Below are 23,518 nucleotides of genomic sequence, written 5' to 3'. Positions count from 1 at the left end.
CGACCCTCCCAGGTCCGCGGGGGTCAGAGCACCCAGCCGAGGCCGAGCAGCCCGTTGCCCAGGACGAGGTCGAGGACGACGAGGCCGACGGCCAGGACGAGGGCCGCGGAGACGTCCCCGCGCTGGGCGGCCTGCGCCTCGATGCGACCGGTGACGTCGGGCAGCAGCGCCCACGCCAGGCCGTAGAGGCCGAACCCGATCCCGCCGAGCAGGGCCAGGACGACGAAACCGGCGCGGACGGCGTTGACGTGGACACCGGTGCGCTGCGCGATGCCCCCGGCCACCCCGGCCACCCCGGCGACCCAGCGGTCGCGGGAGCGGACCAGGCCGGTGCGTCGGATCGAGCCGAAGAACCGGTCGGCGGCGGTGGGCCTGGCGGGCTGGTCGCCGTGCTCGCTCACGGGGGTCTCCTGTCCGGGGGTCTGGTGGGCCTTGCCGAAGCTGAGGTGCTCGTTCGAGGTCATGGTTCGAGGGTGCTCGCGCCGGACCCCCGGCCACATCGGGTGAGACCCTGACCCGACCCTGAACTCCGGCGTCGGGGGGATCCCCGGGACGGGAGCCCGTGTCACGATCGGCGGGTGCTGACGGCGACGACGGACCCCGCGGGCGGGCCGGTGGACGGACCGTCCCGCGCCCGCCCGCCCCTGGTGCGCAGCACCGCCCACCGCCGGGTCGCGGGGGTGGCCGCCGGGATCGCCGAGCACACCGGGGTCCCGTTGCCGAAGGTGCGCACGGTGTTCGCCGCCTCGGCGTTCCTCGGGGGTTTCGGTCTCGTCCTGTACGTCGTGCTGTGGCTGCTGGTGCTCGACGACCGGCAGCGTGAACTGCCCGCCGACCGGCGCCCGGACCCGTCGGGCTGGGTCCTCGCCCACCGCAACGCCCTCGTCGGGGTCGCCGTGGTCGTCGGGTTCGGGCTCGTCCCGGCCGTGAACCTCGTCGACGGTTCGGCCCGGTACGTGGTCCCGGTCCTGGTGGGCGGTTCCGGGATCGTGCTGGCGTGGAGCCAGCTCGACGCGACCCGGCGGCGGCGGTTCGTCGACGAGGCCGGGGACGGGCGCGGGGCCGTCGTGCGCGTGGTGGCCGGGGCCTCGCTCGTCGTGCTGGGCGCGGTCCTGTTCCCGGTGCTCGTGGGGGACGTGGGGCAGTTCTGGCGCTCGGCCGTGGCCGGGGTCGTCGTGCTGGGCGGGGTCGGGCTCGTCGCCGCGCCCTGGGTGGTCCGGTTGTGGCAGGACCTCGGCGCCGAGCGCGCGGCCCTGGCCCGCGAGCAGCAGCGCGCGGAGTTCGCCGCCCACGTCCACGACTCGGTGCTGCAGACGCTGGCCCTCATCCAGAAGCGGTCCGGCGACGCCGGGGAGGTCGCGCGGCTGGCCCGGCGGCAGGAACGCGAACTGCGGCAGTGGTTGTACGGCGACCACGGGACGTCGGCCGGAACCCTCGGCGCCGCGCTGCGGGCGGCGGCCAGCGAGGTCGAGGACGTCTCCGGCGCCGTCGTCGAGGTCGTCCTCGTCGGGGACCTGGACACCGCGCCGCTGGAGCGGGCGACGACCGCGCTGGCCCAGGCCGCGCGCGAGGCCCTGCTGAACGCGGGCCGGCACGCGGGTGGGACGGTGTCGCTGTACGCCGAACCGGTCAGCGGGGGTGGGGTCGAGGTGTTCGTCCGCGACCGCGGCGCCGGGTTCGACCTCGACGCGATCCCCGCGGACCGCCTCGGCGTGCGGGAGTCGATCGTCGGGCGCATGCAGCGCGCCGGGGGGGCGGCGACCATCCGCCGTCCCGCCGACGGGGGCACCGAGGTGGCCCTGCGGCTCCCGGGCGGTGCCACGTGAGCGAGCGGGAGGCGGTTTCGTCGTGATCAAGGTCCTCGTCGTCGACGACCACCGGATGGTCCGCAGCGGGGTGCGGGCCGAGCTGTCCACCGCCGCCGACCTGGAGGTCGTGGGCGAGGCCGCCGACGTCGCCGGGGCGGTCGAGGCGGTCGGGCGGTTGCGCCCCGACGTGGTGCTGCTGGACGTGCACCTGCCCACCGGACCGGAGGAGAACCCCGCCCCCGGTGCGGGATCGGGTGGGGCGCAGGTGCTCACGCGGTGCGCCGACCTGCTGGCGGCCGACCCGCCGGTGCGGTTCCTGGCCCTGTCGGTCTCCGACGCCGCCGACGACGTCATCGCCGTCATCCGCCGCGGCGCGCGCGGGTACGTCACGAAGACCATCAGTGGGGACGACCTGGCCGCGGCCGTGCGCCGGGTCGCCGACGGCGACGCCGTCTTCTCCCCCCGCCTGGCCGGTTTCGTCCTGGACGCCTTCGGCGCCGGTGCCGGTGAGGTCGCCGCCGCCGACGACGAGCTGGACCGGCTCTCGGCGCGCGAGCGGGAGGTCATGCGCCTCATCGCCCGCGGCTACGCCTACAAGGAGGTCGCCAAGGAGCTGTTCATCTCGGTCAAGACCGTGGAGACCCACGTGTCGGCGGTGCTGCGCAAGCTGCAGCTGTCCAACCGCAACGAGCTGACCCGTTGGGCCGCCGCCCGCCGCCTCCTCTGACGCCCCTCCCCCCGCGCGGAAAACACTCTTTCCGCCCCTCGTGAGCGCTTTCGAGGGCGGAAAGAGTGTTTTCCGCGCGGCACCGGGGGTGTGCGTTCGGGCCACGATCGACGCGTTCGAGGCCATCGCCGCCGCCGACGTCGACGCGGTCGTCATCGCCTCTCCCACCCCGACGCACGTCGACCTGCTCGCGGCGGCACTGGAGACCGGCAAGGCCGTCCCGTGCGAGAAGCCGATCGACCTCGACCTCACCCGCGTCGACGCCGTCCGCGAGTGCGCCCGCGCCGCTTCGACGCCGGTCGTCCTGGGGTTCAACCGCCGCTTCGACCCGCACTTCGCCGAGCTGCGCCGCGGGCGGACTACGTGCGGGTCTCCGGCGGGATCTTCCGCGACATGACGATCCACGACTTCGACACCGCCCGCTCCTTCGTCCCGGACGTGGTGTCGGTGACGGCGGTGGGCCTGCGGCAGTTCGACGCCGGGATCGCCGCCGCGGGCGACTTCGACGCCGCGGTGACGACCCTCGTCGGCGCGGGCGGGGAGTCGATCACCCTCACGAACTCCCGCCACAGCGCCTGCGGTTACGACCAGCGCCTGGAGGCGTTCGGCGCCGAGGGGGTGCTGGAGGTCGGCAACGTCACCCCGACCCTCGTCCGCTCGTCCACCGCGACGACCAGTTCGGCCGGGGAGCCCTACCGGCGGTTCTTCCTGGAGCGCTACCGCGAGGCGTACGAGCTGGAACTGGCCGCGTTCGTCGCGGCCGCGCGCGACGACCTCGCCCCGGAGGTCCCGGGGTTCGAGGACGGCCGGGCGGCCCTCGTCCTGGCCGACGCCGCGGAGACGTCGGCCCGCGAGGGCCGCACGGTCGCCGTCGACCTCAGCTGAGGCCGGGGCTGACCGGGCGGTCGGCCCTGGGCGTCTCGTCGCGGACGGGCTGGGCGGGAACCCCCGCCCGGTCCTGCGCCTCCCCCTGCGCCTCGTCCTGCGCCTGGTCCTGCGCCTCGACCGGGGTGCTGCCCGACAGCGGAACCTCGGGCAGGAAGAACGCGATGACCGTGCCGAGCAGGAACATCGGCACCAGCCAGACGAAGATCGGCACGAGCGAGTCGGCGTAGGCGTTCACCACCCGGTCGGCGACGTCACCGGGCAGGGACGCCACGAGCGAGGGCGTGAGGCCGGAGGCGTTCTCGGCCGCCCCGCCCAGGGCCCCGCCGAGCCGGTCGGTGAGCCGGCTGGAGAACACCGTGCCGAGCACGGCCGTCCCGACCGTCACGCCGAGTTCGCGGAACAGGTTGTTCGAGCTGGTCGCCGTCCCGACCTCGCGGGGGCCGACCGCGTTCTGCACGGCCAGGACGATGATCTGCATGAACAGGCCGAGGCCGGCGCCGAGGATCCCGACGTAGAGACCGACGAGCACCAGCGACGTCGTGACCGTCAGCGTGGAGAGCAGGAACATCGCGACGGCGGCGGTGAACGTCCCGGCGATCGGCAGGACCTTGTAGCGGCCCGTCCTCGTCACCGCCGCACCGGAGGCCAGGCTCGTCACGAGCAGCCCGGCGACCATCGGCAGCAGCAGCAGACCGGACTGCGTCGCGTCGACGCCGTAGACCATCTGCAGGTACGTCGGCAGGTAGGCCAGCGCCCCCATCATCCCCGCGCCGACGACCAGGCCGAGCAGGGTCGTCACGACGAAGGTGCGGTTGCGGAAGAACCGCATCGGGATGACCGGTTCGGACGCGCGCAGCTCCACGAGCACGAACGCGACCGCGGCGACGACGGTCCCGGCGATCAGCCCGACGACGGTCGCCGAACCCCACGCGTACTGGGTCCCGCCCCAGCTCGTCACGAGGACGAGACCGGTGCTGGCCAGGGCGAGCAGCCCCATGCCCGCGTAGTCGATGGCCGCGGTGTTGCGCCGGCGCGGCAGGTGGATCGTCAGCGCGGCCACGGCCAGGGCCAGGACCCCCAGCGGCAGGTTGATCCAGAACACCCAGCGCCAGTCGACGGAGTCGGTGAGCCAGCCCCCCAGCAGCGGGCCGGCGACGGCCGAGACGCCGAACACGGCACCGATGGGGGCCATGAACTTCGCGCGGTCCCGGGCGGGGACGACGTCGGCGATGATCGTCTGGGACATGATCATCAGGCCGGACCCGCCGAGGCCCTGCAGGAACCGGAACCCGACGAACTCCAGCATGCTCCGGGAGAAACCCGCCAGCGCCGAGCCGAGCAGGAACAGCGCGATGGCCAGGAGGAACAGCCGTTTGCGGCCGACGAGGTCGCCGAGCTTGCCGTAGACGGGCATGGCGACGGTGATGGCCAGGGTGTAGGCCGTGATGGCCCAGCTCATGTGCTGCAGGCCGTCGAGCTCGCCGACGATGGTGGGCAGCGCGGTGCCGACGATCGTCTGGTCCAGCGAGGCCAGCAGCATGACGAGCATGAGGCTGGCGAAGATCCAGCCGATGCGGGGCCTGGCCGCGACGGGTTCCGCGGTCGTGCTCACGGGGTCCTCCGGTCAGTGGTGGTGACGAGGGTGCGCAGCGCGGCCCAGGCCGCCCGCGTGGAACTGAGGGGGTCCGGTTGCGAGCCGGCCAGCCAGCTGGTGCCGCTGACGCGGGCCAGGGCGCCGGCGACGGCCGCGACGGTCCGCGCCGTGAACTCGTCGACGTCACCGCGGGCGGTGACGGCCGCGGCCAGGGCCTCCTCGCTCGCGGCGATCCGGGCCAGCAGCCCGGGCAGGAGCTCGGGGGCCCCGTCGACCAGGCGCATGACCTGCACGGCGCGGTCGCGGTCGGGGGCCTCGCGGTCGGCCTGGGCGACGAAGAGGTCCTCCAGGGCGTCCAGCAGCGGGGCGGGCGAGGCGGTGAACGCCTCCAGCGCACCGGGCCGCCAGGCCATCGCGTCGTGGAAGAGGGCCTCGTCCTTGGTGGCGAAGTAGTTGAAGAAGGTGCGGCGGGAGATGCCGGCCCGTTCGGCGACCTCGTCGACCGTGACCTGGTCCCAGCCGCGCTCGACGGCCAGGTCCAGGGCCGCCGCCGCGACCGCGGCCGTGGTCTCGGCCCGCCGCCGGTCGCGCAGGGAGGGGGGAGTGTCGTTCACGCTTCAAGCTTGCACTCAGTGCAGACTTTGCGTCAAGTGCACGCGGGAGTGGTCCCCCGGAGGGCCTACCCGCAGCGGCCCTCCCACACCGGCGCGGGCCGTCCCGGACCGGCGGGCGCGAGCTGGCGCACGGTCTGCTCGCAGGGCAGGCGGACGACGACGAACCGGCCGTCCCGGCGAACCTGCACCCCCGGCGTCGCGCGCAGCGCCGCGAGGGTGGCGAGCTTGCCCTCCACCGGGGCGCGGAAGGAGCTGCGCGCGGTGTCGAGCACCAGCCACTGCGCCCGGGTCGACACGTCCTCGGACCAGAACCGGACGTCGAAGCGCCCGACCAGGGCCGGGCCGGTGCCGTTGTCGGCCGCCAGGCTCGCCCCCTCGGGGACGTCCGCGGTCGCCGCGCGCGCCTGCGCGGGCACGTCGGCCCCGCGTGCCGCACCGACCCCGGCCAGCGGCGGGTGGACGACGGCCAGGACGACCGCGGTGCCCACCGCGCACGACAGCGCCCCCGCCCGCACCCACCGCGGCGCACCGCGCGGGGCGCGGCGGCGGGACAGCACGTCCAGCAGCGCGAACGCGACGACCGGCATGAGGACCAGGTCGTAGTGGACCCACCCCATCCAGAACAGCGGGTTGCCCGAGGCCAGGCGCCACAGCAGCGTCGGCACCACGAGCAGCGCCAGCGGGGAGCGCACCCACACCACCCCGCCCGTGAGCAGCAGGACGAGCAGCAGCACCGCCACCGAGGCCAGCCGCGTCCCGGCGGGGACCGCCGGGGTGCTGGAACCACCCGTGAAGGAGGCGAGGAAGGGGCTGGTGCCCTCGGTGTTGAAGTGCGCGATCGTCGCCATCGCCACGACCGCACCCACGACCCCGACGGCGGCGGCGGCCACCGCGGGGCGCCGGTGCCCGCGCCACCACAGCACCACCGCGACCGCGCACACCGTCGCACCGAGGTCCTCCTTGACGAGCACCAGCGGTGCCGCCCACGCGAGCGCGGCCCGGGGCCGCTCGTCCAGCAGGGCCCGGCACGTCAGCGCCAGCAGCGGCACCGCGAACGCGACCTCGTGGACGTCGAAGCGCACGGCGCTGAGGACGCCGAACGACCCCGCGAACCCCACCGTCAGCGCGGTGGCCGGCACCCCCGCCAGCCGTCGCACCGCGGCCCGCGCGACGACGGCGACCGCCACGGCCAGCAGCAGCGCCTGCACGACGACGAGCGCGCGGGCGTCCGGCCACACCCACCACGCCGGCGCGAACAGCGCGGTGACCGGGCTGAAGTGCTCCCGCAGCAGCAGGTAGTCCGGCGCCCGCACGTCCGAGACGGGGCCGCGACCGCTCGCCCACCCCTTCGCGGCCTGCGCGAAGATCCCCAGGTCGTAGGAGCCGGCGAGACCGGCGGTCCAGCGCGCCAGGCCGATCGCCGCGAACGCGAGGAACGCGACCACCCCCGCCGCGGGCGGCAGCAGCCGGCGGGTGCGGGGACCGGTGGGCGCGGGTGGGACGAGGGGGTGGCTGCCGGGCACCTCGGCACCCTAGGCGCGGGCCCGGACCGGCCCCGCACCGCCGTGCTCGTGGTCCCGGCGCCGACACCGCACGTCGTCCCGCCGACCCGGCACCAGCCTCGGGCCTTCGCTACGGTGACGCCGTGATCGAGTTCCAGGGATAGGTCGCGGCGCTGCGTGCCCAGCACGCGGATGAGCCACCCGACCCCCGCCGAACCGGCCGGGCGACCCGCGCGTGCCACCGGCACCGGGGCGCCGGCCGGTCCCGGCCTGCCCTGATGGAGATCCACCCGTGTCCCACCCCGACCAGGTGGTGGACCCCCGCGCGCTCCGGGCCCTGCCCGGACTGCGCCTGGTGTTCACCGCCGCCACCCTCGCCCGCCTGTCCTTCGCGACCCTCGTCCTGTCCCTCCTGCTCACCGTGCAGGCGGCCACCGGCTCCTACGCCGTGGCCGGCACCGCCCTGGGCGCCTACGGCATCGCCGGCTCCACCATGCCCGCCAAGGCCCGGCTCCTCGACACCCGCGGACCGCGCCGGGTCCTGCCCCTGCTCAGCACGCTGTTCGCCCTCGCCCTGCTGGCCCTGGCCCTGGCCGCCCGCAGCGGGGTCGGCGTCGCGGCGGTCCACGTCACCGGCGCGGCCGTCGCCGGGCTGGTGGCCCCGCCGGTGGGGCCGACGATGCGGGCGGTGTGGGCGCGCCTGACCCCCGACCCCGCCGCCCGCCAGCGCGCCTACAGCCTGGACGCGGTCGTGGAGTCCGGGGTGTTCGCCGTCGGCCCGGTCCTGGCCGCGGTCCTGGTCCAGGCGGCCACCCCCGCCACGGCGCTGGTCTGCACGGCCGCTGCGCACCTGCTGGGTTCCTCGGTGATGGCGACCTCCCCCCTGCTGACCCGGCCCGCCGGACGCGCTCCGGACCAGCCCGACGCCGAGCCCCCGGCCGGGTCGTCACGGCGTCGGCGGGTGCTGGGTCCCCTGACGCGCCCCGGGTACCCGGCCCTGCTGCTGTTCGCCGCCGCCGTCGGGCTCGGCAACGACCCCCTGGAGGTCGCCGTCGTGGCCCGCGGCGAACGGGCGGGCCCGGCGGTGGCCTCCGGGCTGCTGCTCGCGGTCCTGGCGCTGTCGGCGGCCGCGGGTGGGCTGGGCTGGGGGCGCCTGGCCGGGACGGACCACGGGCGCCGTCTCCGTGACGTCCCGCCCTGGACCGTGCTCGCCGCCCTGGCCGCGGTGACCTCCCTGGCCGCCGCCGTCGCCGCGGTGGCTCCGGGGCTGGTGTGGTTGGCGGCGGCGCTGGTCGTGGTGGGCGCCGCCAGCGCGCCCCTGGCGGTGGTGGTCTACACCGCGGCTGACCGGTTCGGTGCCACCGACGGTGGATCGGAGGCGACGTCGTGGGTCACCACCGCCACCAACCTCGGCGCCTCCCTGGGCACGGCCGCGGCCGGTGCGCTCATCGACGTCCACGGCACCGCCGGGGCGTTCTGGGCCGGGGCCGCCGTCACCGCGGTGGCGGGGGCCGGAGCGTGGGCGTACGGGCACCGGGGCCGGTGAGCCCCGGCGTCACGTCACCGGGGACGTCCTGCCCGGGGTGGATCTGCCCGCCCGGGCGGTGGTGCCCACCAGACGGGCCACCACCGGCAGCAGGACGAAGGACGGCCACAGGGACACCCGTTCGAGCAGACCACCCCACGAGGTGTCCAGGCGGACGACGACGACGAGCCCGCTCACCAGGCTCACCGTCCCCGCCACCAGCAGGACCGCCCGCCACCGCGGCCACCGCCGCACCGCGGTGGACCGGGCCGTGAGCACGGTGGCCAGTCCCGTGGCGACGATCCCCGGGGTCGAGACCGCGGTGTGCACGGCCAGGTCGACGTCCAGGGGCACCAGACCCGCCCCGGCCTGCCCCGCCCCGGCCACGACCCACGCGACGGTGGCGGCCCGGCCCGCGCGGCCCGTGAACAGGAACGGGCGCAGCAGCACCGCCCCCGCGGCCAGCGCCGCGCCGAACACCACGAACGCCCCGTTGACCACGTCGTGCGCCGGGGAGCAGACCGGCACCGGGCCCGCGGGGTACGCCACCGTGGTGCAGCCCACCGCACCCAGGTCGCTGATGGTGTTGTCCAGCAGGCTGTACGGCGCCTGCACGAGCGCGGCGGCGGTGAGCTCCACCGGCAGGTACAGCACCTGGACGATCCACAGCAGCAGTCCCAGGCGCAGTCGCACACCGGCACCCTAGGGACGGTCACCGGCCCCGGTCGAGAGCACGGTCGAGGCACGGGGCCGGCTCACCGCGCGCGTCACCGTCTCCCCGCGCCGGCCGCCGGGCGAGCGGCACGACCTGACGCGACGGCGTCGCGCGGTGGGCCCTACCGGCCGTCGGGTTGCTGCTCGAACCACTCGGCGTAGCCGGTCGTCCGGGCCAGGTGCCGGGTCAGGTCGGGGGCGCCGTCGTCCCACCAGACCGGGCCGCGCTCGCCCAGACCGCGCTTGGCCGCGTCCACCCGCGCCCGCGCGGCCTCGCGCGCCCCCTCGTCCCCGGCGTCCCGCTTCGCGCGGCGGGCGGCCATGAGCTCCTCGACGAGTTCCTGGCGCCGGTCCGCCGGCAGGGCGGGGTCCGAGCACCGCCACAACCGTCCCCGGACCACCAGGTAGCGCCCGTCGGGGGTCACGAGGGGTTCGGCCACCGCTCGATCCTCCGGCGGCCGCGACCGGCCCGCACCCCGGGCCGGGCAGCACGACGGCCGGCCCCCGGGCGGGGACCGGCCGTCGGGGACCGCGTCAGTGCACGGGCGTGCGGGGCCCGGGGACGGCCGGGGGACGCCGGACGAGCAGGGACAGCCCCAGCGCCACGAGCGAGATGACCCCGCCCCACACGAAGGCGCCCTGGACGCCGTCGGCGACGGCGTGCAGCTGGTCGGACCCGGCGGCCAGGCTGTCGGCCGAGCGGGTCGACAGGACCGTGACGAACAGCGCCGTCCCGGCCGCGCCGGCGAGCTGCTGCACCGTGCCGACGGTGGCCGACCCGTGCGGGTACAGCTCGGCGCGCAGGGACCCCAGCGCCGAGGTGAACAGGGGTGTGAACATGAACGCCAGCCCGGCGCTGAGCAGCGTGTGCACGACGACGACCATCCCCGCGGGGGTGCCCGGGTGCAGCGTCGTCAGCAGCCACAGGGCCCCGGTGACCGCGACCGCGCCCGGGGTCACGAGCGGCCGGGGGCCGAAGCGGTCGAACAACCGGCCGACGACCGGCGACAGGACACCCATGGTGGCGCCGCCGGGCAGGAGCAGCAGACCCGTCTCCAGCGCGCCGAGCCCCAGGACGTTCTGCAGGAAGATCGGCAGCACGATGAGGGTGCCGAACAGGCCCATGAAGCTCGTGACGAGCACGACCGTCGAGACGGTGAACGAGCGGTTCGCGAACACCCGCAGGTCCATCAGCGGCGCGGACGTCCGGGTCAGGCGGAGCTGACGGACGACGAACGCGGCCAGGGACGCGACCCCGACGACGACGGGGATCCACGGCGCGACGGGCGCGTGCCCGGAGGCCGACTCCCCGATGCTCGACAACCCGTAGATCAGCCCGCCGAAACCGACGGCGGACAACGCCAGGGACAGGACGTCCAGGCGCGCCGGGCGCGGGGTCGTGACGTTGCGCACCTTCCAGGCACCGGCGCCCAGGGCGATCAGCGCGATGGGCAGGACGATGATGAACATCCACCGCCACGACAGCGAGTTCAGGATGATCCCGGAGATCGTCGGGCCGATGGCCGGGGCCACGGAGATGACGACGGAGATCATCCCCATGGTCCGGCCGCGGCTGGCGGCGGGGACGAGCGTGAGGGCGGTCGTCATGAGCAGCGGCATCATGACGGCCGTCCCACCGGCCTGCACGACGCGCCCGAGCAGCAGCACCCCGAAACCGGGGGCGACGGCGGCGATCGCGGTGCCGAGGCTGAACAGCCCCATGGCCGCGACGAAGATCTGGCGCAGCCGGAACCGCTCCATGATGAAACCCGTGGCGGGGATGACGACGGCCATGGTGAGCATGAAGCCCGTCGTCAGCCACTGACCGGTGGCGGCCGTGATGCCGAGGTCGGCCATGAGCCGCGGCAGCGCCACGCCCATGATCGTCTCGTTGAGGATGACGACGAAGGCGGAGACGAGCAGGAGCCCGATGACGGTGGCGTCACCGGGGGCGAGGCGGTCGCGCTCGCCGGTCGGGGGTGCGGGGGCGGCCGGTGGTGCGGACGCGACGGTCTGCGGGGCCGCGTCCTCGTTCGTGGACATGGGGTGGGGACTCCTCGTGGTGGTGACGGCCCCCAGCCTAGTGGCAGTCACTGCCAACTCGTCAGCCGTTGACCCGGTTGCCGTACCCTCGTCCCGTGCCTACCGCGACGCCCACCCCGGACCTGCGCGAGCGCCGTCGCCTGGCCACTCAGGCCGAGATCGAGCAGGTCGCGCTCGACCTGTTCGCCCGCAAGGGGTCCGAACGGACGACGGTCGACGACATCGCCGCCGCGGCGGGGATCTCCCCGCGCACCTTCTTCCGCTACTTCGCCACCAAGGAGGACGCCGCCCTCGGGGCCAACCGGGCCTTCGACGCCGACCTCGCCCGGCGACTGGAGGACCGGATCGGGTCCTCGACGTCCCTGACCGACCTGGAGGACTGCCTCGCCGACGCCCTGGCAGCGGCGTCCGCCGAGACGGGGTCGATCGAGCGGATGCGGCGCGTGCGGTGCCTGGCCTTGGAGGACGCAGGCGTGCGCGGGGCCCTGCTGCGCCTGGACGCCGAGCAGACCGCGGCGTTCTACGCCCGGGTCGCCGCGGCCACGGGGTCCGCCATCGTCGACCTGCGCACCCGCGTCCTGGCCGAGACGCTGGGCGCCGGGCTGCGCGCGGCCTTCGACGACTGGGCCGGGCGGCGGGCCCGCGGCGAGGACGCCGACCTGGTCGCCACCTACCGCCGGACCCGCCGGGAGCTGCGCGCGGTCACCGGGGGCTGAACAGCCCCGGTTCCCCGCCCCGCGTCAGTTCCCCGCGCGGGGGTCCTCCAGCACGTCCCGCCAGGAGTGCTGCGGTTCGTACCCGAGCAGCTCGCGGGCCTTGTCGATGCTGTAGAACGTCTCGTCCCGGCCCATCTCCCGCCGCACCTCGACGCCCCCGTAGAACTCCGCGATGACCTCCTGCGTCGTGGCGGCCACGGACATGTCGGCGTTGGCGACGTTGAACACCTCGAACCCCAACCCGTCGGTCAGCAACGCCTTGAGCGTCGCCTGGCCGAGGTCGCGGGTGTCGATGTAGGCGAAGACGTTGCGCCGCCGCAGCGCGGGGTCGGTCAGGAACGGCGGGAACTTCTCGGCGTACTCGTGGGGTTCGATGACGTTGTTGATGCGGAACCCGTAGACGTCCGCCCCGGTGCGGGCCTGGAAGGACCGCGAGACCACCTCGCCGGCGACCTTCGACATGGCGTAGGAGTCCTCCGGGACGACGGGGTGCTCCTCGTCGACGGGCACGTAGAGCGGTGTGCGCTCCCCCTGCGCGAAGCAGATCCCGTAGGTCGTTTCCGAGGACGCGAACACGACCTTGCGGATGCCGAGCCGCGTCGCGGCCTCCAGCACGTTGTAGTGGGCGAGGACGTTCGTCGCGAACGTCGTCGCGTCCGGGGCCCGCAGGATGGTGGGGATCGCGGCGAAGTGGACGACGGCGTCGTAGGCCGAACCGCCGGGTGCCCGGCCGGGGCCGTCGAGGTCGGCCGTCGTCGGCATCCCCGCCATCGCGGAGTACACCTGACCGGCGTCGGTGAGGTCGACGCGCAGGTCGGTGACGTCGGGGTGGGCGAGGGGGGTGAGGTCGGCGTTCGTCACGTGGTGCCCCTGGGAGGCCAGGTACGGTGCGACGTGGTGCCCGGCCTTGCCGCTGCCGCCCGTGAAGAAGATGCGCATGCGCCCACCCAACCACCCCCTCGGGAACTCGCCAGGCCAGAGAACGGGGTCTACGGTCGCCGACGTGGACGCAGCCCCTCTCCGCCTCGGCGTCGTCGGCACGGGATTCCGGGCCGGACTGTTCCTGGACCTCGTGGCCCGGGTGCCACACCTCGTCGAGGTGACGGGCGTCCTGGGCCGCAGCCGCGCGTCCACCGAGGCCGTGGTGGCCGGTCGGGGCCTGCCCGTCGCCGACGACCTCACCGGTCTGCTGGGAACCGCGCCGGAACTCGTCTTCGTCGCGGTGCCCGTCGCCGCGGCACCCGCGGTCGTCATCGACCTCGTGGCCCACGGCGCGCGGGTCCTCACCGAGACTCCCCCGGCCCCGGACCTCGACGGGCTCCGCGCGTTGTGGGACGCGGTGGGCGCCAGCGGCCGCGTCCAGGTCGCCGAGCAGTACCTGCTGTTCCCCCACACCGCCGCCCGGTTGCGGGTCGTGCGGGACGGGCTGCTGGGGGAACCGACGTCGGTGCAGGTGTCCTCGACGCAGACCTACCACGCGACCTCGATGGTCCGCGGTTTCCTCGGCCTGGGGGCGGAACCGGTGCGCGTGGTCGGCAGCGCCACCACCTCTCCCCTGGCCGACCCGATCGCCCGCCCGGGCTGGACGGGCGATCCCGCCCCGCGGCCGCAGACCACGACCGTGGCGACGTTCGACGTCGGGGACGGCCGCAGCGCGCTGTACGACTTCACGCAGACGCAGACGCGGAACCCGCTGCGCACCCGGCGGTTGATCGTGCGCGGCAGCCTGGGTGAACTCGTCGACGACCGGGTGGTGCGGCTGGCGGACGCGACGACCGTCCTCACGTCGTCGTTGGAACGCCGCCAGACCGGTCACCAGCAGGACGTGCAGGGGTTGGACCTGGACCAGATCGCGGTCGAGGGGCGGGTGGTGTTCCGCAACCCCTTCGGCGGGTCCCGGCTCTCGGACGAGGAGATTGCGCTGGCCACGATGTTCCGGCGGGCGGCGGCCTGGGCCCGTGGCGAGGGGCCGGGGCCGTACCCGCTGGCCGGGGCCGCCCAGGACCACCTGCTGGGCCTGGCGATCGGCGAGTCCGTGCGCACCGGTGGGGCGGTCACGACGACGCGGGAGGCGTGGGCGAGCGCGCTCGACGGCTGACGCCGGTCAGCCCGTCGGCACCCAGAACCGCAGCTTCGCCCCGCGCCGCCCCTCGAACAGCCCGCCGTTCGCTTCGATGACCCGGCGCGAGGCGGTGTTGCCGACGTCGCAGGTGACGAGCACGCACTCCAGACCCAGCGCGTTCGCGACCGGCAGCGCGGCTGCGAGCATCGCCGTCGCGTGCCCACGACGCCGCGCGGACGGTACGACCCAGTACCCGACGTGGCCGCCGAGGTCGCGCAACCGCGGGGTCAGGCGGTGCCGCACCTGCACCCGCCCCAGGAACTCCGCACCCTCGACCCACCACAGGTTCGTGGAGGGGACGAAACCTTCCGGCCGCGGGGTGCCCTCGCGGGCGTCGGCGACGAGGCGGTCGGTCCAGGTGTCGAACTGCGCGTCGTCCATCCCGGCGACCCCGGCGTAGGTGGGGTGGTCGTCCCACTCCCCCGCCCGCGCGGCCCGCCGCACCGACGCGGCCACGGACGAACGCGGGGCGACGAGGTCGGGCACGTCAGGACAGGCCCTGCAGCGCGGGCGATCCGGCCGGGTAGTACGAGCGCATCCAGCTCGGGAACTCCTGCAGGATCCGGTCGTACAGCTCCTCGTCGCTCACCGCGTCGAGGTCGTCGAGGGCGAAGAACCCGGTGTTGTCGACCTGGCGGCCGGCGAGGGTGTCGAGCTTCTCCAGGATGCCGTAGTTGCTGCGGCCGATGCCGATGAACTGCCAGAACACCGGCTCGCGCTCGACGGCCCGCAGCGCCTTCTCCGTGCCCTTGTTGTCGGTGACCCCGCCGTCGTGGAAGAACAGCACGAGGGTGGGGATGTCGAGGGGTTCGCGGGCGACGTAGCGCGCGACGTCCTCGATGACGGCCTTCTCGTTGTTCCAGCCCTCGGCCTCGGTGTACCTCTTGGCGGTGTACGTCTGCAGCCACTGCGGGAGGTCGCCGACGGTGATGTTCTCCAGCCGCTGCGCTCGCCCGCCCATCGCCCACGCCTGCATCTCGGCGCCGTCGTCGACCTGCGCGGCCACCGGCGCGACCCGTTCCACGGCGCGGGAGAACACGCCCTTGCGGTAGAGGGAGCTGGTGCTGCCGGAGACGTCGAGCACGACGACGACCCGGCACCGCAGGCCCGTCATGCGGTGCTTGGTGAGCACGAGCGCAACCTGCTGCTTGCGCAGGTTCAGCGCCGTGCGCATGTCGACGGGCAGCTTCTCCTCGCCCTTGGTGAAGTTCACCGCGGGGGGTGCGGGGGCGACCGGCGCGGCTGCGGGTTCGGCGGGTTCGTCGACGTCGACCCCGAAGTCGGTGGCCAGGCCGGCGAGGCCGTTGTCGTAGCCCTGCCCCACGGCACGGACCTTCCACGCCCCGCCGCGCTGGTACACCTCCGCGAGCACGACGACGGTCTCGGCCCCCAGCCGGGACGGGGTGAACTCCGTCGTCGACGCGCCGTCCTCCACGACGAGCCGCACGGTGGTGCCGGCGAACGTCGCCCCCTCGGCCTCGGGGCTGGCCACGACGACGACCCGGTCGGCCCCCGGGCGCAACGACCCGAGGTCGAGCGCGAGCGCCCGCCCGTCCAGGCGCACCCCGGGCGCGGACGGCTGGTTGAAGAACACCATGTCGGCGTCACCGGCGACCTTGCCGTCGGGGTTCACCACGAGGGCCGTGACGTCCACCGGCCCCTCGACGCGGACCCGCGGGGACGAACCGGTGAGCGGGGCGTTGCCGCCCTCGGTGAGCGTGGTCACCCACCCAGTTCTACCCGACGTCGGGGTCGGCCCGGGCAGACAGGGGAGGCGTCAGGTGACAGGGTGCGGGCATGTCCACCTGGTTCATCACCGGCTGCTCGACCGGCCTGGGTCGCTCGCTGGCCGAAGCCGTCCTCGCCCGCGGCCACCGCGCCGTCGTCACCGCCCGCGACGCCTCCCGGGTCGAGGACATCGCGGCCGCTCACCCCGACACCGCCCTCGCGCTGTCCCTGGACGTCACCTCCCCCGAGCAGGTCACCGAGGCCGTGCGCCGGGCCGAGGAACGCTTCGGCGGCGTCGACGTCGTCGTGAACAACGCCGGCTACGGCTACCGCGCCGCCGTCGAGGAGGGGGTGGACGCGGACGTCGAGCGGCTGTTCGCCACCCACGTCTTCGGGGCGGCCTCCGTCCTCAAGGCCGTCCTGCCCGGGATGCGGGAACGCCGCAGCGGGACGGTCCTCAACGTCTCCTCGATCGGTGCGCACGTCTGCCCGCCCGGGTCGGGCTACTACGCGGCGGCCAAGGCGGCGCTGGAGGCGGTGTCCCGCTCGTTGCGCACCGAACTCGCCCCGCTGGGGATCCGCGTGACGATCGTCGCCCCCGGCGGGTTCCGCACCGACTTCGCGGGCCGCTCGCTGACGCAGTCGCCCGACCCCATCGCCGACTACGCCGAGACGGCCGGTCCGCGGCGCATCGAGAACGACACCGCCCACGGCACCCAGCCGGGCGACCCGGCCAAGGCCGCCGAGGCGATGATCGCGCTGGCCGAGGCGGAGAACCCGCCGTCGGCGGTGTTCCTCGGCTCCGACGCGCTGTCGGCGATCGAGGGCGTGCTGGAGCAGCGGCGTTCGGAGGTCAACGTCTGGCGCGAGCTGAGCGCCAGCACCGATTTCTGAGCCGCGCACCGTCGGGGTGTCGTCGGCGGCGGCCTGTGGTTGCCTGGCGCCATGACACGCATCGGAACCTCTGACCTCGACGTCCGGCCGCTGAACCTGGGCGGCAACGTCTTCGGCTGGACCACGGACGAAGCCACCTCGCACGCCGTCCTCGACGCCTTCGTCGAGGGCGGTGGGGACTTCATCGACACCGCCGACGTGTACTCGGCCTGGTCCGACGGCGGCGCCGGGATCTCCGAGACCATCATCGGCACCTGGCTGGCGAAGTCCGGCAAGCGCGACCAGGTCGTCATCGCCACCAAGGTCGCCAAGAAGGCCGACCGCGCCGGTCTGGGCGCGCAGAACATCCGCAGGGCCGTCGACGAGTCGCTGCAGCGCCTGCAGACCGACCGCATCGACCTGTACTGGGCCCACGAGGACGACCGTGACACCCCGCTGGCCGAGACGCTCGGCGCCTTCGACGAGCTCGTCACCGCCGGGAAGGTCCGCGCGATCGGCGCGTCGAACTACACCGGCTCCCGGCTCACCGAGGCCCTGGAGACCTCCCGGCGCGAGGGCTTCGCCGGCTACGTGGCCGTGCAGAACCACTACAACCTCGTCGAGCGCGAGGAGTACGAGCGCGACGCGCTGCCCGTCGCGCAGGCCAACGGGCTGGCCTCGCTGCCCTACTACTCCCTCGCCTCGGGGTTCCTCACCGGCAAGTACCGCCCCGGTCAGCTCGCCGAGTCCCAGCGGCAGGCCTCGGCCGCGGCCTACCTCGACTCCCCGCGCGGGCCGCGGGTCCTGGAGGCGCTGGACGAGGCCGCCGCCGCGCACGACGTGGACGTCGCCACGGTCGCCCTGGCGTGGTTGCGCTCCCGGCCGACGGTCGTGGCCCCCATCGCCAGCGCCCGCACCGTCGAGCAGCTCCCCGCGCTGCTGGCCTCGATGGAGCTGGAGCTGACGGCCGACGAGCTCGACGCGCTGGAGCACGCCTCCCGCTGAGCCGGTGGCCCGCGGGTCACAGGAACGACACCGACCCTGCACGCGCCGGGTGCGCGCCGCCGCGCCGCGTGCCGCACAGTGGAGGGGTGAGCACGACAGCCGCACCCCAGCCCTGGAGCCCCCCGCGACCGGTGTCCTCCCGGCGCACCTGGTCCCTGGTGGCGCTGGGGGCCGGGTGGTGGCAGCTCGTGGCTCTCGGCGTCCTGTACGTGGTGTGCGTGCGGACGGCGGCGGGCCAGCGGCACGAGAACCGCCTGCACGACGTCGCCCTGGAGAACCGCGGCTCGGAGACGGGGTGGCTGCGCACCGCGTTCGACCTCGTCGACCGGCTCCAGCCGCACCACCTCGTCCTCGGGGTCGGGGTGGTGGGGCTCGTCGGGCTCGTGCGGGGCCGCCTCGGCGCGGCCGCCCGCGGTGTCGTCGTGGCCGGCGGGACGCTCGCGGTGACCGAGCTGCTCAAGCTCGTCCTGCTCGAACGGCCCGCCCTGCTGGAGCACGGCTCGGCGGCGAACAGCCTGCCCAGCGGGCACACGTCCGCGGTGCTGGGGCTGGCCCTGGGCCTGCTCGTCGCCGGGCCGCGCTGGCTGCGGGCGCCCCTGGCGCTGGCGGGGGCGGCCGCCGCCGGGGCGATGGGGGCCTTCGTCATCGCCGACGGCTGGCACCGGGTCAGCGACGTCCTGGCCTCGGCGCTGGTCGGCTCGATCGTCCTGTGCCTCGTGCACGTGCTGCCGACCCGCGACCAGCGGCGGCGGGGAGCCCTGGTCCGGCTCTCGCTCCTGGTGCCCGGTGCGGCGGCCGCCGCGCTCGTCGTGGTCTACGCCGGCGGGGCCGACCTGACCACGTCCTACCTCCTCGCGGGGGCCGTCGTGGCCCTGACGGTGCTCACCGCGGCCCTGGCCCTGCCGCGAGAGGTGCGCTCGCGGGGCTGAGGGCAGGATGGGGGCATGCCCGATCACACCTCCGAGCCCCACCGCGACCTGACCGAGGACCCCACCCCGCCCGACGCCCCCCGCGAGACCGCCGAGGGCGCGGACCCCCGAGTCGTCGTCGTGACGCCGCAGGGCATGGGCATCGCCGAACCGCCCGAGGACGGCGAACCCGGTCCGGCGGACATGGTCTCCCAGCCGGCGAAGGTCATGCGGATCGGCAGCATGGTCAAGCAGCTGCTGGAGGAAGTGCGGTCCGCGCCGCTGGACGAGGCGGGACGCAACCGGCTCGCCGAGATCCACGAACGCTCCCTCAGCGAGCTCGAGGACGGCCTGTCCGCCGACCTCGTCGAGGAACTGCGGCGGATCGCGCTGCCGTTCGCCGAGGGCCAGACCCCCTCCGAGAGCGAGCTGCGCATCGCCCAGGCCCAGCTCGTCGGCTGGCTCGAAGGCCTGTTCCACGGCATCCAGACCGCTCTGGTCGCCCAGCAGATGGCGGCGCAGGCGCAGTTGCAGGAGATGCGGCGCGCCCTGCCCGGCGGCCTGCCCACGACGGGCCCGGCCGCCCGTCCCGGTGGTGACGGGATGCCGCGGGTCCAGCCTGGCGGGACGGGGCAGTACCTCTGAAGCTCGCGTTCTGGCGCCGCCCACCCGACCCCCTCGGTGAGGGGGTGTGGGCGCGTGCCGCGCACACCGCCGACCGCGCCGTGCGCCGCGTGGAGATGGTCGTGGACGGCACCCCACCCGGCCCGGCCCGCGCGGCGCTGGAGGAGTTCCTGCCCCGCGTGGACCTCATCGCCCGCGCCGTGCGCGCGCAGTGCCTGCGGGCCCAGGAGGTGGCCCCCTCCGCGGGTGACCTCCTCGTGCCCGGCGGGCCGGACGGGGAGCACCCCGAAGTCCACCGCCGGCTGACCCGGACCGCCACCGCGTGCGCGCAGGTCGCGGAGGCGTCCGCGATGGTCCGGGTCGCGGGAGCGGACGGTGGTCCCGTCGACCCGGCTCTGCTGGCCGCGGTGGAACGCGCCGTGGTCAAGGCCGAGACGTTGGCCGACCCGCGCTGAGGCGCAGGGACGGATCGATCGGGACGTCGACCCGCGCGCACCCGCACCGGTTCTTCGCCGAGTACGTGGCGGCGTCCACGCGGGCCAGCACCTCCTCACCCGTGGCGGGCGCCTGCGCGACGGCCACCGCCTCCGCGTCGTCGACACGGCGCACCGCCCCCAGCACGACGAACTCGTCCCCTCCCGCGGGCGGTGGCGGCCGCACGCGCCGGCGCTTCGGTTGCCCCGCGGCGGCTCAGCCGGTCCGTCGGCGCTCGTGCAGGGCGGCGTGTCCCAGCTGCTCGACGTGCGAGTGGCGAGCAGCCCCCACCACGCGGCCCGCCTCCTGCGCCCGGCGGGCGATCGAGGCGACGTCGAAGACCTGCGGCCCGCGACGACCAGCCCCGCGCGCCCCGCCGTTCCAGGCTCGGGAGGCGAACGGGGGGTGAGCACGCCCGAGACGGGGTTCCGGGCCGGGAGGTCGAGGCCCGGGCCCGCCAGACACCTCCGGGCACCTCCAGGCACGGGGTGGACGCTGCGGATCAGCGCCCGCCCGAGGTCCACCTCGTCGCACTCGGCACCGGCGGCACCGGTCGGTTGTGCAGGTCCACCGACAGGAAGATCTCGTTCGCCACCGGAGTGCGCAGCTCCTCCGCGAGCTGGCCGATCAGTCCCGCCGTCCGGGCCAGCAGCGCGAAGCCCCGCAGGAGTTCCAGCGGCAACCCCAGGTCGGCGAGCGCCGCGCCGCACACACCTGCCCCGTTCAGGGGCAATCTGCGTCCCAGGACCTCCGTGTGCACCCTGCCCACTGCGGCCAGCAGGTCCAGGTGCGGTCCCCGCACCCCCTCCTCGGCCGCGATCTGGAACAACCGGGGGGTACGCGGGTCACGCTCCTTGTGCACGTGGTGCCCGAGCCCAGGGACGCGTCGTCCAGCGGCCTTCGCCCGCTGGACCGTGTCCACCGCCAGCGCGTCCCACCCCTCGTCGGTGGTGGGGATGTCACGACCGGGTGCCGACAGCGCCTCGTGCAGGAAACGCCCGCAATCCTCGGTCACCCCCAGGAAGCGGCTGCCACCTCCCAGCAGGCCGGCGGCGAGTGCACCTTGGACCGAGTCCGGCGCGGACAGCCAGGTCAACCTCGCCGCGATCGCCGTCGGGGTGAACCCGTGGTCGGCCAGAGCCGCCAGGACCGCCTCGAACAACCGCGTCTCACCCGGCGTCGGACGGCGCTGGGTGGCCAGCCAGAACGCGAGTTCGCCGAAACCCACCTCGCCCATGACCTCACCGGCCAGGTCGCGCCCGAGCAGGGTGATCGTCTCCCGGGTGGAGGCCCCGAGGGCGGTCTCGTAGACCGACGCGGACTCGGGCACGGGGACCGGGCGTGGTTCACCCACGGTCGCCCTCCCACGCAGTGGTCAACCACGCCCGCACCTCGGCGTCGTGCTGGCCGAGCGCCGGTGGTGGTGTCCGGTAGCTCGCCGGGGTCGCGGAGAACCGGATCGGGTTGCGGACCGAGGGAACAGCCGCAGTCCCCTCCCCCACCGTCACCACGGGCTCCAGACCGAGGTCCTCGGCCAGACCCACGCCCCCGGCGACGGTGTTGATGGGACCGCACGGCAGACCTTCGGCCGTCAGGACCGCGAACCAGTCCTGGGCGCTCTTCGCCGCCAGCGCGTGCACGAGGTGGGGTCTGAGCTCCTCCCGGTTCACATTGCGCTTGGCGACGCTGTCGAACCGCTCGTCATCTGCGAGTTCGGGCCGCCCCAGGGCGCGCACGAGCCGGCGGAACTGCGCGTCGTTTCCCGCGACCACGATGAGCTCTCCGTCACCGGTCGCGAGGGGTTCGTAGGGGAACAGGCTCAGGTGCGCGTTGCCCATGCGGGTGGGCACGACGCCTCCGGCCACGTAGGCGGACGTCTGGTTCACCAGGGCCGACAGCGCGGTCGACAGGAGGTTCGTCTCGACGTGCTGGCCCTGGCCCGTCCTGTCCCGGTGGTGCAGCGCAGCCAGGACGCCGATCGCCGAGTGCAGGCCCGTCATGACGTCGAACACCGAGATCCCGGCGCGGAAAGGGCGCCCGTCCGGGTCCCCGGTGAGGCTCATCAGCCCGGACATCGCCTGCACCAGCAGGTCGTACCCCGGCAGCGAAGCGCCGCCGGCCGTGCCGAAACCACTGATCGAGCAGTAGACGACGGTGTCGTTGCGGGCCCGCACGTCCTCGTACTCCAGTCCGAAGCGAGCCAGGCCCCCCGGCTTGAAGTTGTGGATGAAGACGTCGGCGCGGCGGGACAGCTCGTGGGCGAGGGCGCGGTCGGACTCCTGGCGCAGGTCCAGGGTGACGGACCGCTTGTTCCGGTTCACCGACAGGTAGTACGTGCCGACACCGTCGCGTTCGGGCGGGACCCAGGCCCGGGTGTCGTCCCCGCCGGGACCCTCGACCTTGATGACCTCGGCGCCCAGGTCCGCCAGCAGCATCGTGGCGTAGGGCCCGGCCAGGACGCGGGAGAAGTCGGCGACGACGATGCCGTCCAACGGCCCGGGGTTCCCCGGGGCCGAGGTGGTGTTCGAGGTGGTCACGAGAGGCCCTTTCCGGTCGCGTCTGCGGAGCACCGGGATCGCCCGGCTCGGGTACCTGGTGGACGAGCGCGGGTCCTCCTGTCGCCGGGCCCCGCCGTCCCCGTCTCCTCGACAGCGGATCGCAGCATGATCACTCCCCTGTTCCCCGTCGCCTCAGAAGACGACGGTCGTGGTGCCGTTGCGCAGGACCCGGTCCTGCAGGTGCCACTCCACGGCTCGGGACAGCACGCCGCGTTCCACGTCGGCCCCCAGCCGCACGAGGTCGGCGGTGTCCTGCCGGTGGTCCACCCGCACCACGTCCTGTTCGATGATGGGACCTTCGTCCAGATCGGCGGTGACGTAGTGAGCCGTCGCACCGATCAGCTTCACTCCGCGCTCCTTGGCCTTGGCGTAGGGACCTGCACCGACGAAGGCCGGCAGGAACGAGTGGTGGATGTTGATCAGAGGCGCCCCCACCGACTCGAGGAACCGCGGAGTGACGATCTGCATGTACCGGGCCAGGACGACGAGGTCGACGTTGCCGCGCAGCAGCTCGAGCATCCGATCCTCAGCCTCCTCGCGGTTGTCCCGGTTGGCCGGCACGTGGAAGAACGGGACACCGAAGGGGCGGACCCGGTCGGCCAGATCGGGGTGGTTGCTGACGACCATCACCACCGTCATGTCGAGCTCCCCCCGTCGATTGCGCCACAGCAGGTCCAGGACGCAGTGATCGGTCTTCGACACCAGGATGGCCACCCGCTTGGTCTCGGCGACCTGGGTGAGAGTGAAGTCCATGCCGAACCTGGAGGCGACCTGCGCGGAGAACGCCTGTTCGAGCTCGTCCCGTGCCGCGCGCAGACCCGGGAGGTGGAAGACCGTCCGCTGGAAGAAGGAGCCACCTTCGGGGGCGGTGGAGAACTGGTCCAGACTGACGATGTTCGCTCCGTGGTCGCTCAGGAAGGCGCTCGTCGCCGCGACGATGCCCGGTTGGTCCTCGCACGTGAACAGCAGCCGCCCGAGGTCGGCGGAACCCGCACGGGTCCTGCCGGCGGCCGGGCGGACGTGCTCACCCGGCAGCGGGCCGCCGGCCGGAGTCGGGGTCTGGGTGGTGACGATGGCCATGGTTCCTCCAAGGAC

The 23,518-nt window shown here is 74.5% G+C and carries 25 protein-coding genes; 12 read left to right on the top strand and 13 right to left on the bottom strand.

The window, feature by feature from the left end:
• Positions 1-23: 23 nt before the first annotated feature.
• The gene (locus tag AB2L27_RS01665; RefSeq protein WP_370439715.1) at positions 24-464 is read right to left on the bottom strand and encodes a PspC domain-containing protein; all 441 of its coding nucleotides are present in this window, start codon (positions 462-464) and stop codon (positions 24-26) included.
• A gap of 114 nt (positions 465-578) precedes the next feature.
• Between AB2L27_RS01665 and AB2L27_RS01660 the strand changes: the two genes are divergently transcribed.
• Genes AB2L27_RS01660 through AB2L27_RS01645 form a run of 4 tightly spaced genes read left to right on the top strand, consistent with a single transcriptional unit; the run spans position 579 to position 3,420 of the window.
• On the top strand, positions 579-1,826 hold the full coding sequence (locus AB2L27_RS01660) for an ATP-binding protein (protein ID WP_370439714.1): 1,248 nt from the start codon (positions 579-581) through the stop codon (positions 1,824-1,826).
• Positions 1,827-1,848: 22 nt separating this feature from the next.
• Positions 1,849-2,535: a LuxR C-terminal-related transcriptional regulator gene (locus tag AB2L27_RS01655; RefSeq protein ID WP_370439713.1), complete on the top strand. Its 687-nt coding sequence runs from the start codon at positions 1,849-1,851 to the stop codon at positions 2,533-2,535.
• 40 nt (positions 2,536-2,575) lie between these two features.
• Positions 2,576-2,932 carry a Gfo/Idh/MocA family oxidoreductase gene (locus AB2L27_RS01650; protein ID WP_370439712.1) on the top strand — a complete coding sequence of 119 codons (357 nt, stop codon included), beginning with the start codon at positions 2,576-2,578 and terminating at the stop codon, positions 2,930-2,932.
• On the top strand, positions 2,929-3,420 hold the full coding sequence (locus tag AB2L27_RS01645; protein WP_370439711.1) for a Gfo/Idh/MocA family protein: 492 nt from the start codon (positions 2,929-2,931) through the stop codon (positions 3,418-3,420). The genes AB2L27_RS01650 and AB2L27_RS01645 overlap by 4 nt, the downstream gene beginning before the upstream one ends.
• Here AB2L27_RS01645 and AB2L27_RS01640 read toward each other — a convergent pair.
• The 3 genes from AB2L27_RS01640 to AB2L27_RS01630 form a co-directional block, all read right to left on the bottom strand.
• Complete coding sequence (locus AB2L27_RS01640; RefSeq protein ID WP_370439710.1) at positions 3,413-5,035, bottom strand: MDR family MFS transporter; 1,623 nt, start codon at positions 5,033-5,035, stop codon at positions 3,413-3,415. The two genes, AB2L27_RS01645 and AB2L27_RS01640, sit on opposite strands and share 8 nt — an antisense overlap.
• Positions 5,032-5,631 carry a TetR/AcrR family transcriptional regulator gene (locus AB2L27_RS01635; protein ID WP_370439709.1) on the bottom strand — a complete coding sequence of 200 codons (600 nt, stop codon included), beginning with the start codon at positions 5,629-5,631 and terminating at the stop codon, positions 5,032-5,034. The genes AB2L27_RS01640 and AB2L27_RS01635 overlap by 4 nt, the downstream gene beginning before the upstream one ends.
• Positions 5,632-5,696: 65 nt before the next feature.
• A complete protein-coding gene (locus AB2L27_RS01630) occupies positions 5,697-7,154 on the bottom strand; it encodes a DUF2079 domain-containing protein (protein WP_370439708.1) in 1,458 nt (485 codons plus the stop codon).
• Positions 7,155-7,425: 271 nt separating this feature from the next.
• On the opposite strand from AB2L27_RS01630, the gene AB2L27_RS01625 reads away from it, so the two are divergent.
• On the top strand, positions 7,426-8,679 hold the full coding sequence (locus tag AB2L27_RS01625; RefSeq protein WP_370439707.1) for an MFS transporter: 1,254 nt from the start codon (positions 7,426-7,428) through the stop codon (positions 8,677-8,679).
• Positions 8,680-8,688: 9 nt separating this feature from the next.
• Here the strand turns inward: AB2L27_RS01625 and AB2L27_RS01620 are convergent, their stop codons facing one another.
• From AB2L27_RS01620 to AB2L27_RS01610, 3 genes are all read right to left on the bottom strand, one after another.
• Positions 8,689-9,351 carry a DUF998 domain-containing protein gene (locus AB2L27_RS01620; RefSeq protein WP_370439706.1) on the bottom strand — a complete coding sequence of 221 codons (663 nt, stop codon included), beginning with the start codon at positions 9,349-9,351 and terminating at the stop codon, positions 8,689-8,691.
• A 143-nt stretch (positions 9,352-9,494) separates the two neighbouring features.
• Entirely contained in the window at positions 9,495-9,812 is a 318-nt protein-coding gene (locus AB2L27_RS01615) for a hypothetical protein (RefSeq protein WP_370439705.1), read from the bottom strand.
• A 94-nt stretch (positions 9,813-9,906) separates the two neighbouring features.
• Positions 9,907-11,415 (bottom strand): MDR family MFS transporter, encoded by a 1,509-nt coding sequence (locus tag AB2L27_RS01610; RefSeq protein ID WP_370439704.1) that lies wholly within the window; start codon positions 11,413-11,415, stop codon positions 9,907-9,909.
• A 95-nt stretch (positions 11,416-11,510) separates the two neighbouring features.
• On the opposite strand from AB2L27_RS01610, the gene AB2L27_RS01605 reads away from it, so the two are divergent.
• Positions 11,511-12,131 carry a TetR family transcriptional regulator gene (locus tag AB2L27_RS01605; RefSeq protein ID WP_370439703.1) on the top strand — a complete coding sequence of 207 codons (621 nt, stop codon included), beginning with the start codon at positions 11,511-11,513 and terminating at the stop codon, positions 12,129-12,131.
• A gap of 24 nt (positions 12,132-12,155) precedes the next feature.
• On the opposite strand, the gene AB2L27_RS01600 is transcribed toward AB2L27_RS01605, so the two are convergent.
• Positions 12,156-13,070 carry an NAD-dependent epimerase/dehydratase family protein gene (locus tag AB2L27_RS01600; protein ID WP_370439702.1) on the bottom strand — a complete coding sequence of 305 codons (915 nt, stop codon included), beginning with the start codon at positions 13,068-13,070 and terminating at the stop codon, positions 12,156-12,158.
• A gap of 64 nt (positions 13,071-13,134) precedes the next feature.
• Here AB2L27_RS01600 and AB2L27_RS01595 point away from each other — a divergent pair, with 64 nt between their 5' ends.
• Positions 13,135-14,229 (top strand): Gfo/Idh/MocA family protein, encoded by a 1,095-nt coding sequence (locus AB2L27_RS01595; RefSeq protein ID WP_370439701.1) that lies wholly within the window; start codon positions 13,135-13,137, stop codon positions 14,227-14,229.
• Between the two features lie 6 nt (positions 14,230-14,235).
• Here the strand turns inward: AB2L27_RS01595 and AB2L27_RS01590 are convergent, their stop codons facing one another.
• Both AB2L27_RS01590 and AB2L27_RS01585 read right to left on the bottom strand, forming a co-directional pair.
• Positions 14,236-14,739 carry a GNAT family N-acetyltransferase gene (locus AB2L27_RS01590; RefSeq protein WP_370439700.1) on the bottom strand — a complete coding sequence of 168 codons (504 nt, stop codon included), beginning with the start codon at positions 14,737-14,739 and terminating at the stop codon, positions 14,236-14,238.
• A 1-nt stretch (position 14,740) separates the two neighbouring features.
• Positions 14,741-15,979, bottom strand: coding sequence for a VWA domain-containing protein (locus AB2L27_RS01585; RefSeq protein WP_370439699.1), 1,239 nt, complete (start codon positions 15,977-15,979; stop codon positions 14,741-14,743).
• A gap of 71 nt (positions 15,980-16,050) precedes the next feature.
• On the opposite strand from AB2L27_RS01585, the gene AB2L27_RS01580 reads away from it, so the two are divergent.
• The 5 genes from AB2L27_RS01580 (at position 16,051) to AB2L27_RS01560 (ending at position 19,846) form a co-directional block, all read left to right on the top strand.
• Positions 16,051-16,875 carry an oxidoreductase gene (locus AB2L27_RS01580; RefSeq protein ID WP_370439698.1) on the top strand — a complete coding sequence of 275 codons (825 nt, stop codon included), beginning with the start codon at positions 16,051-16,053 and terminating at the stop codon, positions 16,873-16,875.
• A 51-nt stretch (positions 16,876-16,926) separates the two neighbouring features.
• Positions 16,927-17,859: an aldo/keto reductase gene (locus AB2L27_RS01575; RefSeq protein ID WP_370439697.1), complete on the top strand. Its 933-nt coding sequence runs from the start codon at positions 16,927-16,929 to the stop codon at positions 17,857-17,859.
• An 86-nt stretch (positions 17,860-17,945) separates the two neighbouring features.
• A complete protein-coding gene (locus AB2L27_RS01570) occupies positions 17,946-18,788 on the top strand; it encodes a phosphatase PAP2 family protein (RefSeq protein ID WP_370439696.1) in 843 nt (280 codons plus the stop codon).
• A 15-nt stretch (positions 18,789-18,803) separates the two neighbouring features.
• A complete protein-coding gene (locus AB2L27_RS01565; protein WP_370439695.1) occupies positions 18,804-19,412 on the top strand; it encodes a bacterial proteasome activator family protein in 609 nt (202 codons plus the stop codon).
• Positions 19,413-19,456: 44 nt separating this feature from the next.
• Positions 19,457-19,846 (top strand): hypothetical protein, encoded by a 390-nt coding sequence (locus tag AB2L27_RS01560; protein WP_370439694.1) that lies wholly within the window; start codon positions 19,457-19,459, stop codon positions 19,844-19,846.
• A 521-nt stretch (positions 19,847-20,367) separates the two neighbouring features.
• Here the strand turns inward: AB2L27_RS01560 and AB2L27_RS01555 are convergent.
• The 3 genes from AB2L27_RS01555 to purU form a co-directional block, all read right to left on the bottom strand.
• Positions 20,368-21,219, bottom strand: coding sequence for a citryl-CoA lyase (locus tag AB2L27_RS01555; protein ID WP_370439693.1), 852 nt, complete (start codon positions 21,217-21,219; stop codon positions 20,368-20,370).
• A complete protein-coding gene (locus AB2L27_RS01550) occupies positions 21,212-22,402 on the bottom strand; it encodes a CaiB/BaiF CoA transferase family protein (protein WP_370439692.1) in 1,191 nt (396 codons plus the stop codon). Before AB2L27_RS01550 ends, AB2L27_RS01555 begins: the two co-directional genes overlap by 8 nt.
• Positions 22,403-22,555: 153 nt before the next feature.
• The gene (gene purU, locus AB2L27_RS01545) at positions 22,556-23,503 is read right to left on the bottom strand and encodes a formyltetrahydrofolate deformylase (protein WP_370439691.1); all 948 of its coding nucleotides are present in this window, start codon (positions 23,501-23,503) and stop codon (positions 22,556-22,558) included.
• Positions 23,504-23,518 lie beyond the last annotated feature (15 nt).

Origin of the sequence: Kineococcus halophytocola (assembly GCF_041276425.1) — a bacterium.
Classification (GTDB): Bacteria; Actinomycetota; Actinomycetes; order Actinomycetales; family Kineococcaceae; genus Kineococcus; species Kineococcus halophytocola.
This window is presented reverse-complemented; position numbering and strand designations above follow the sequence as displayed.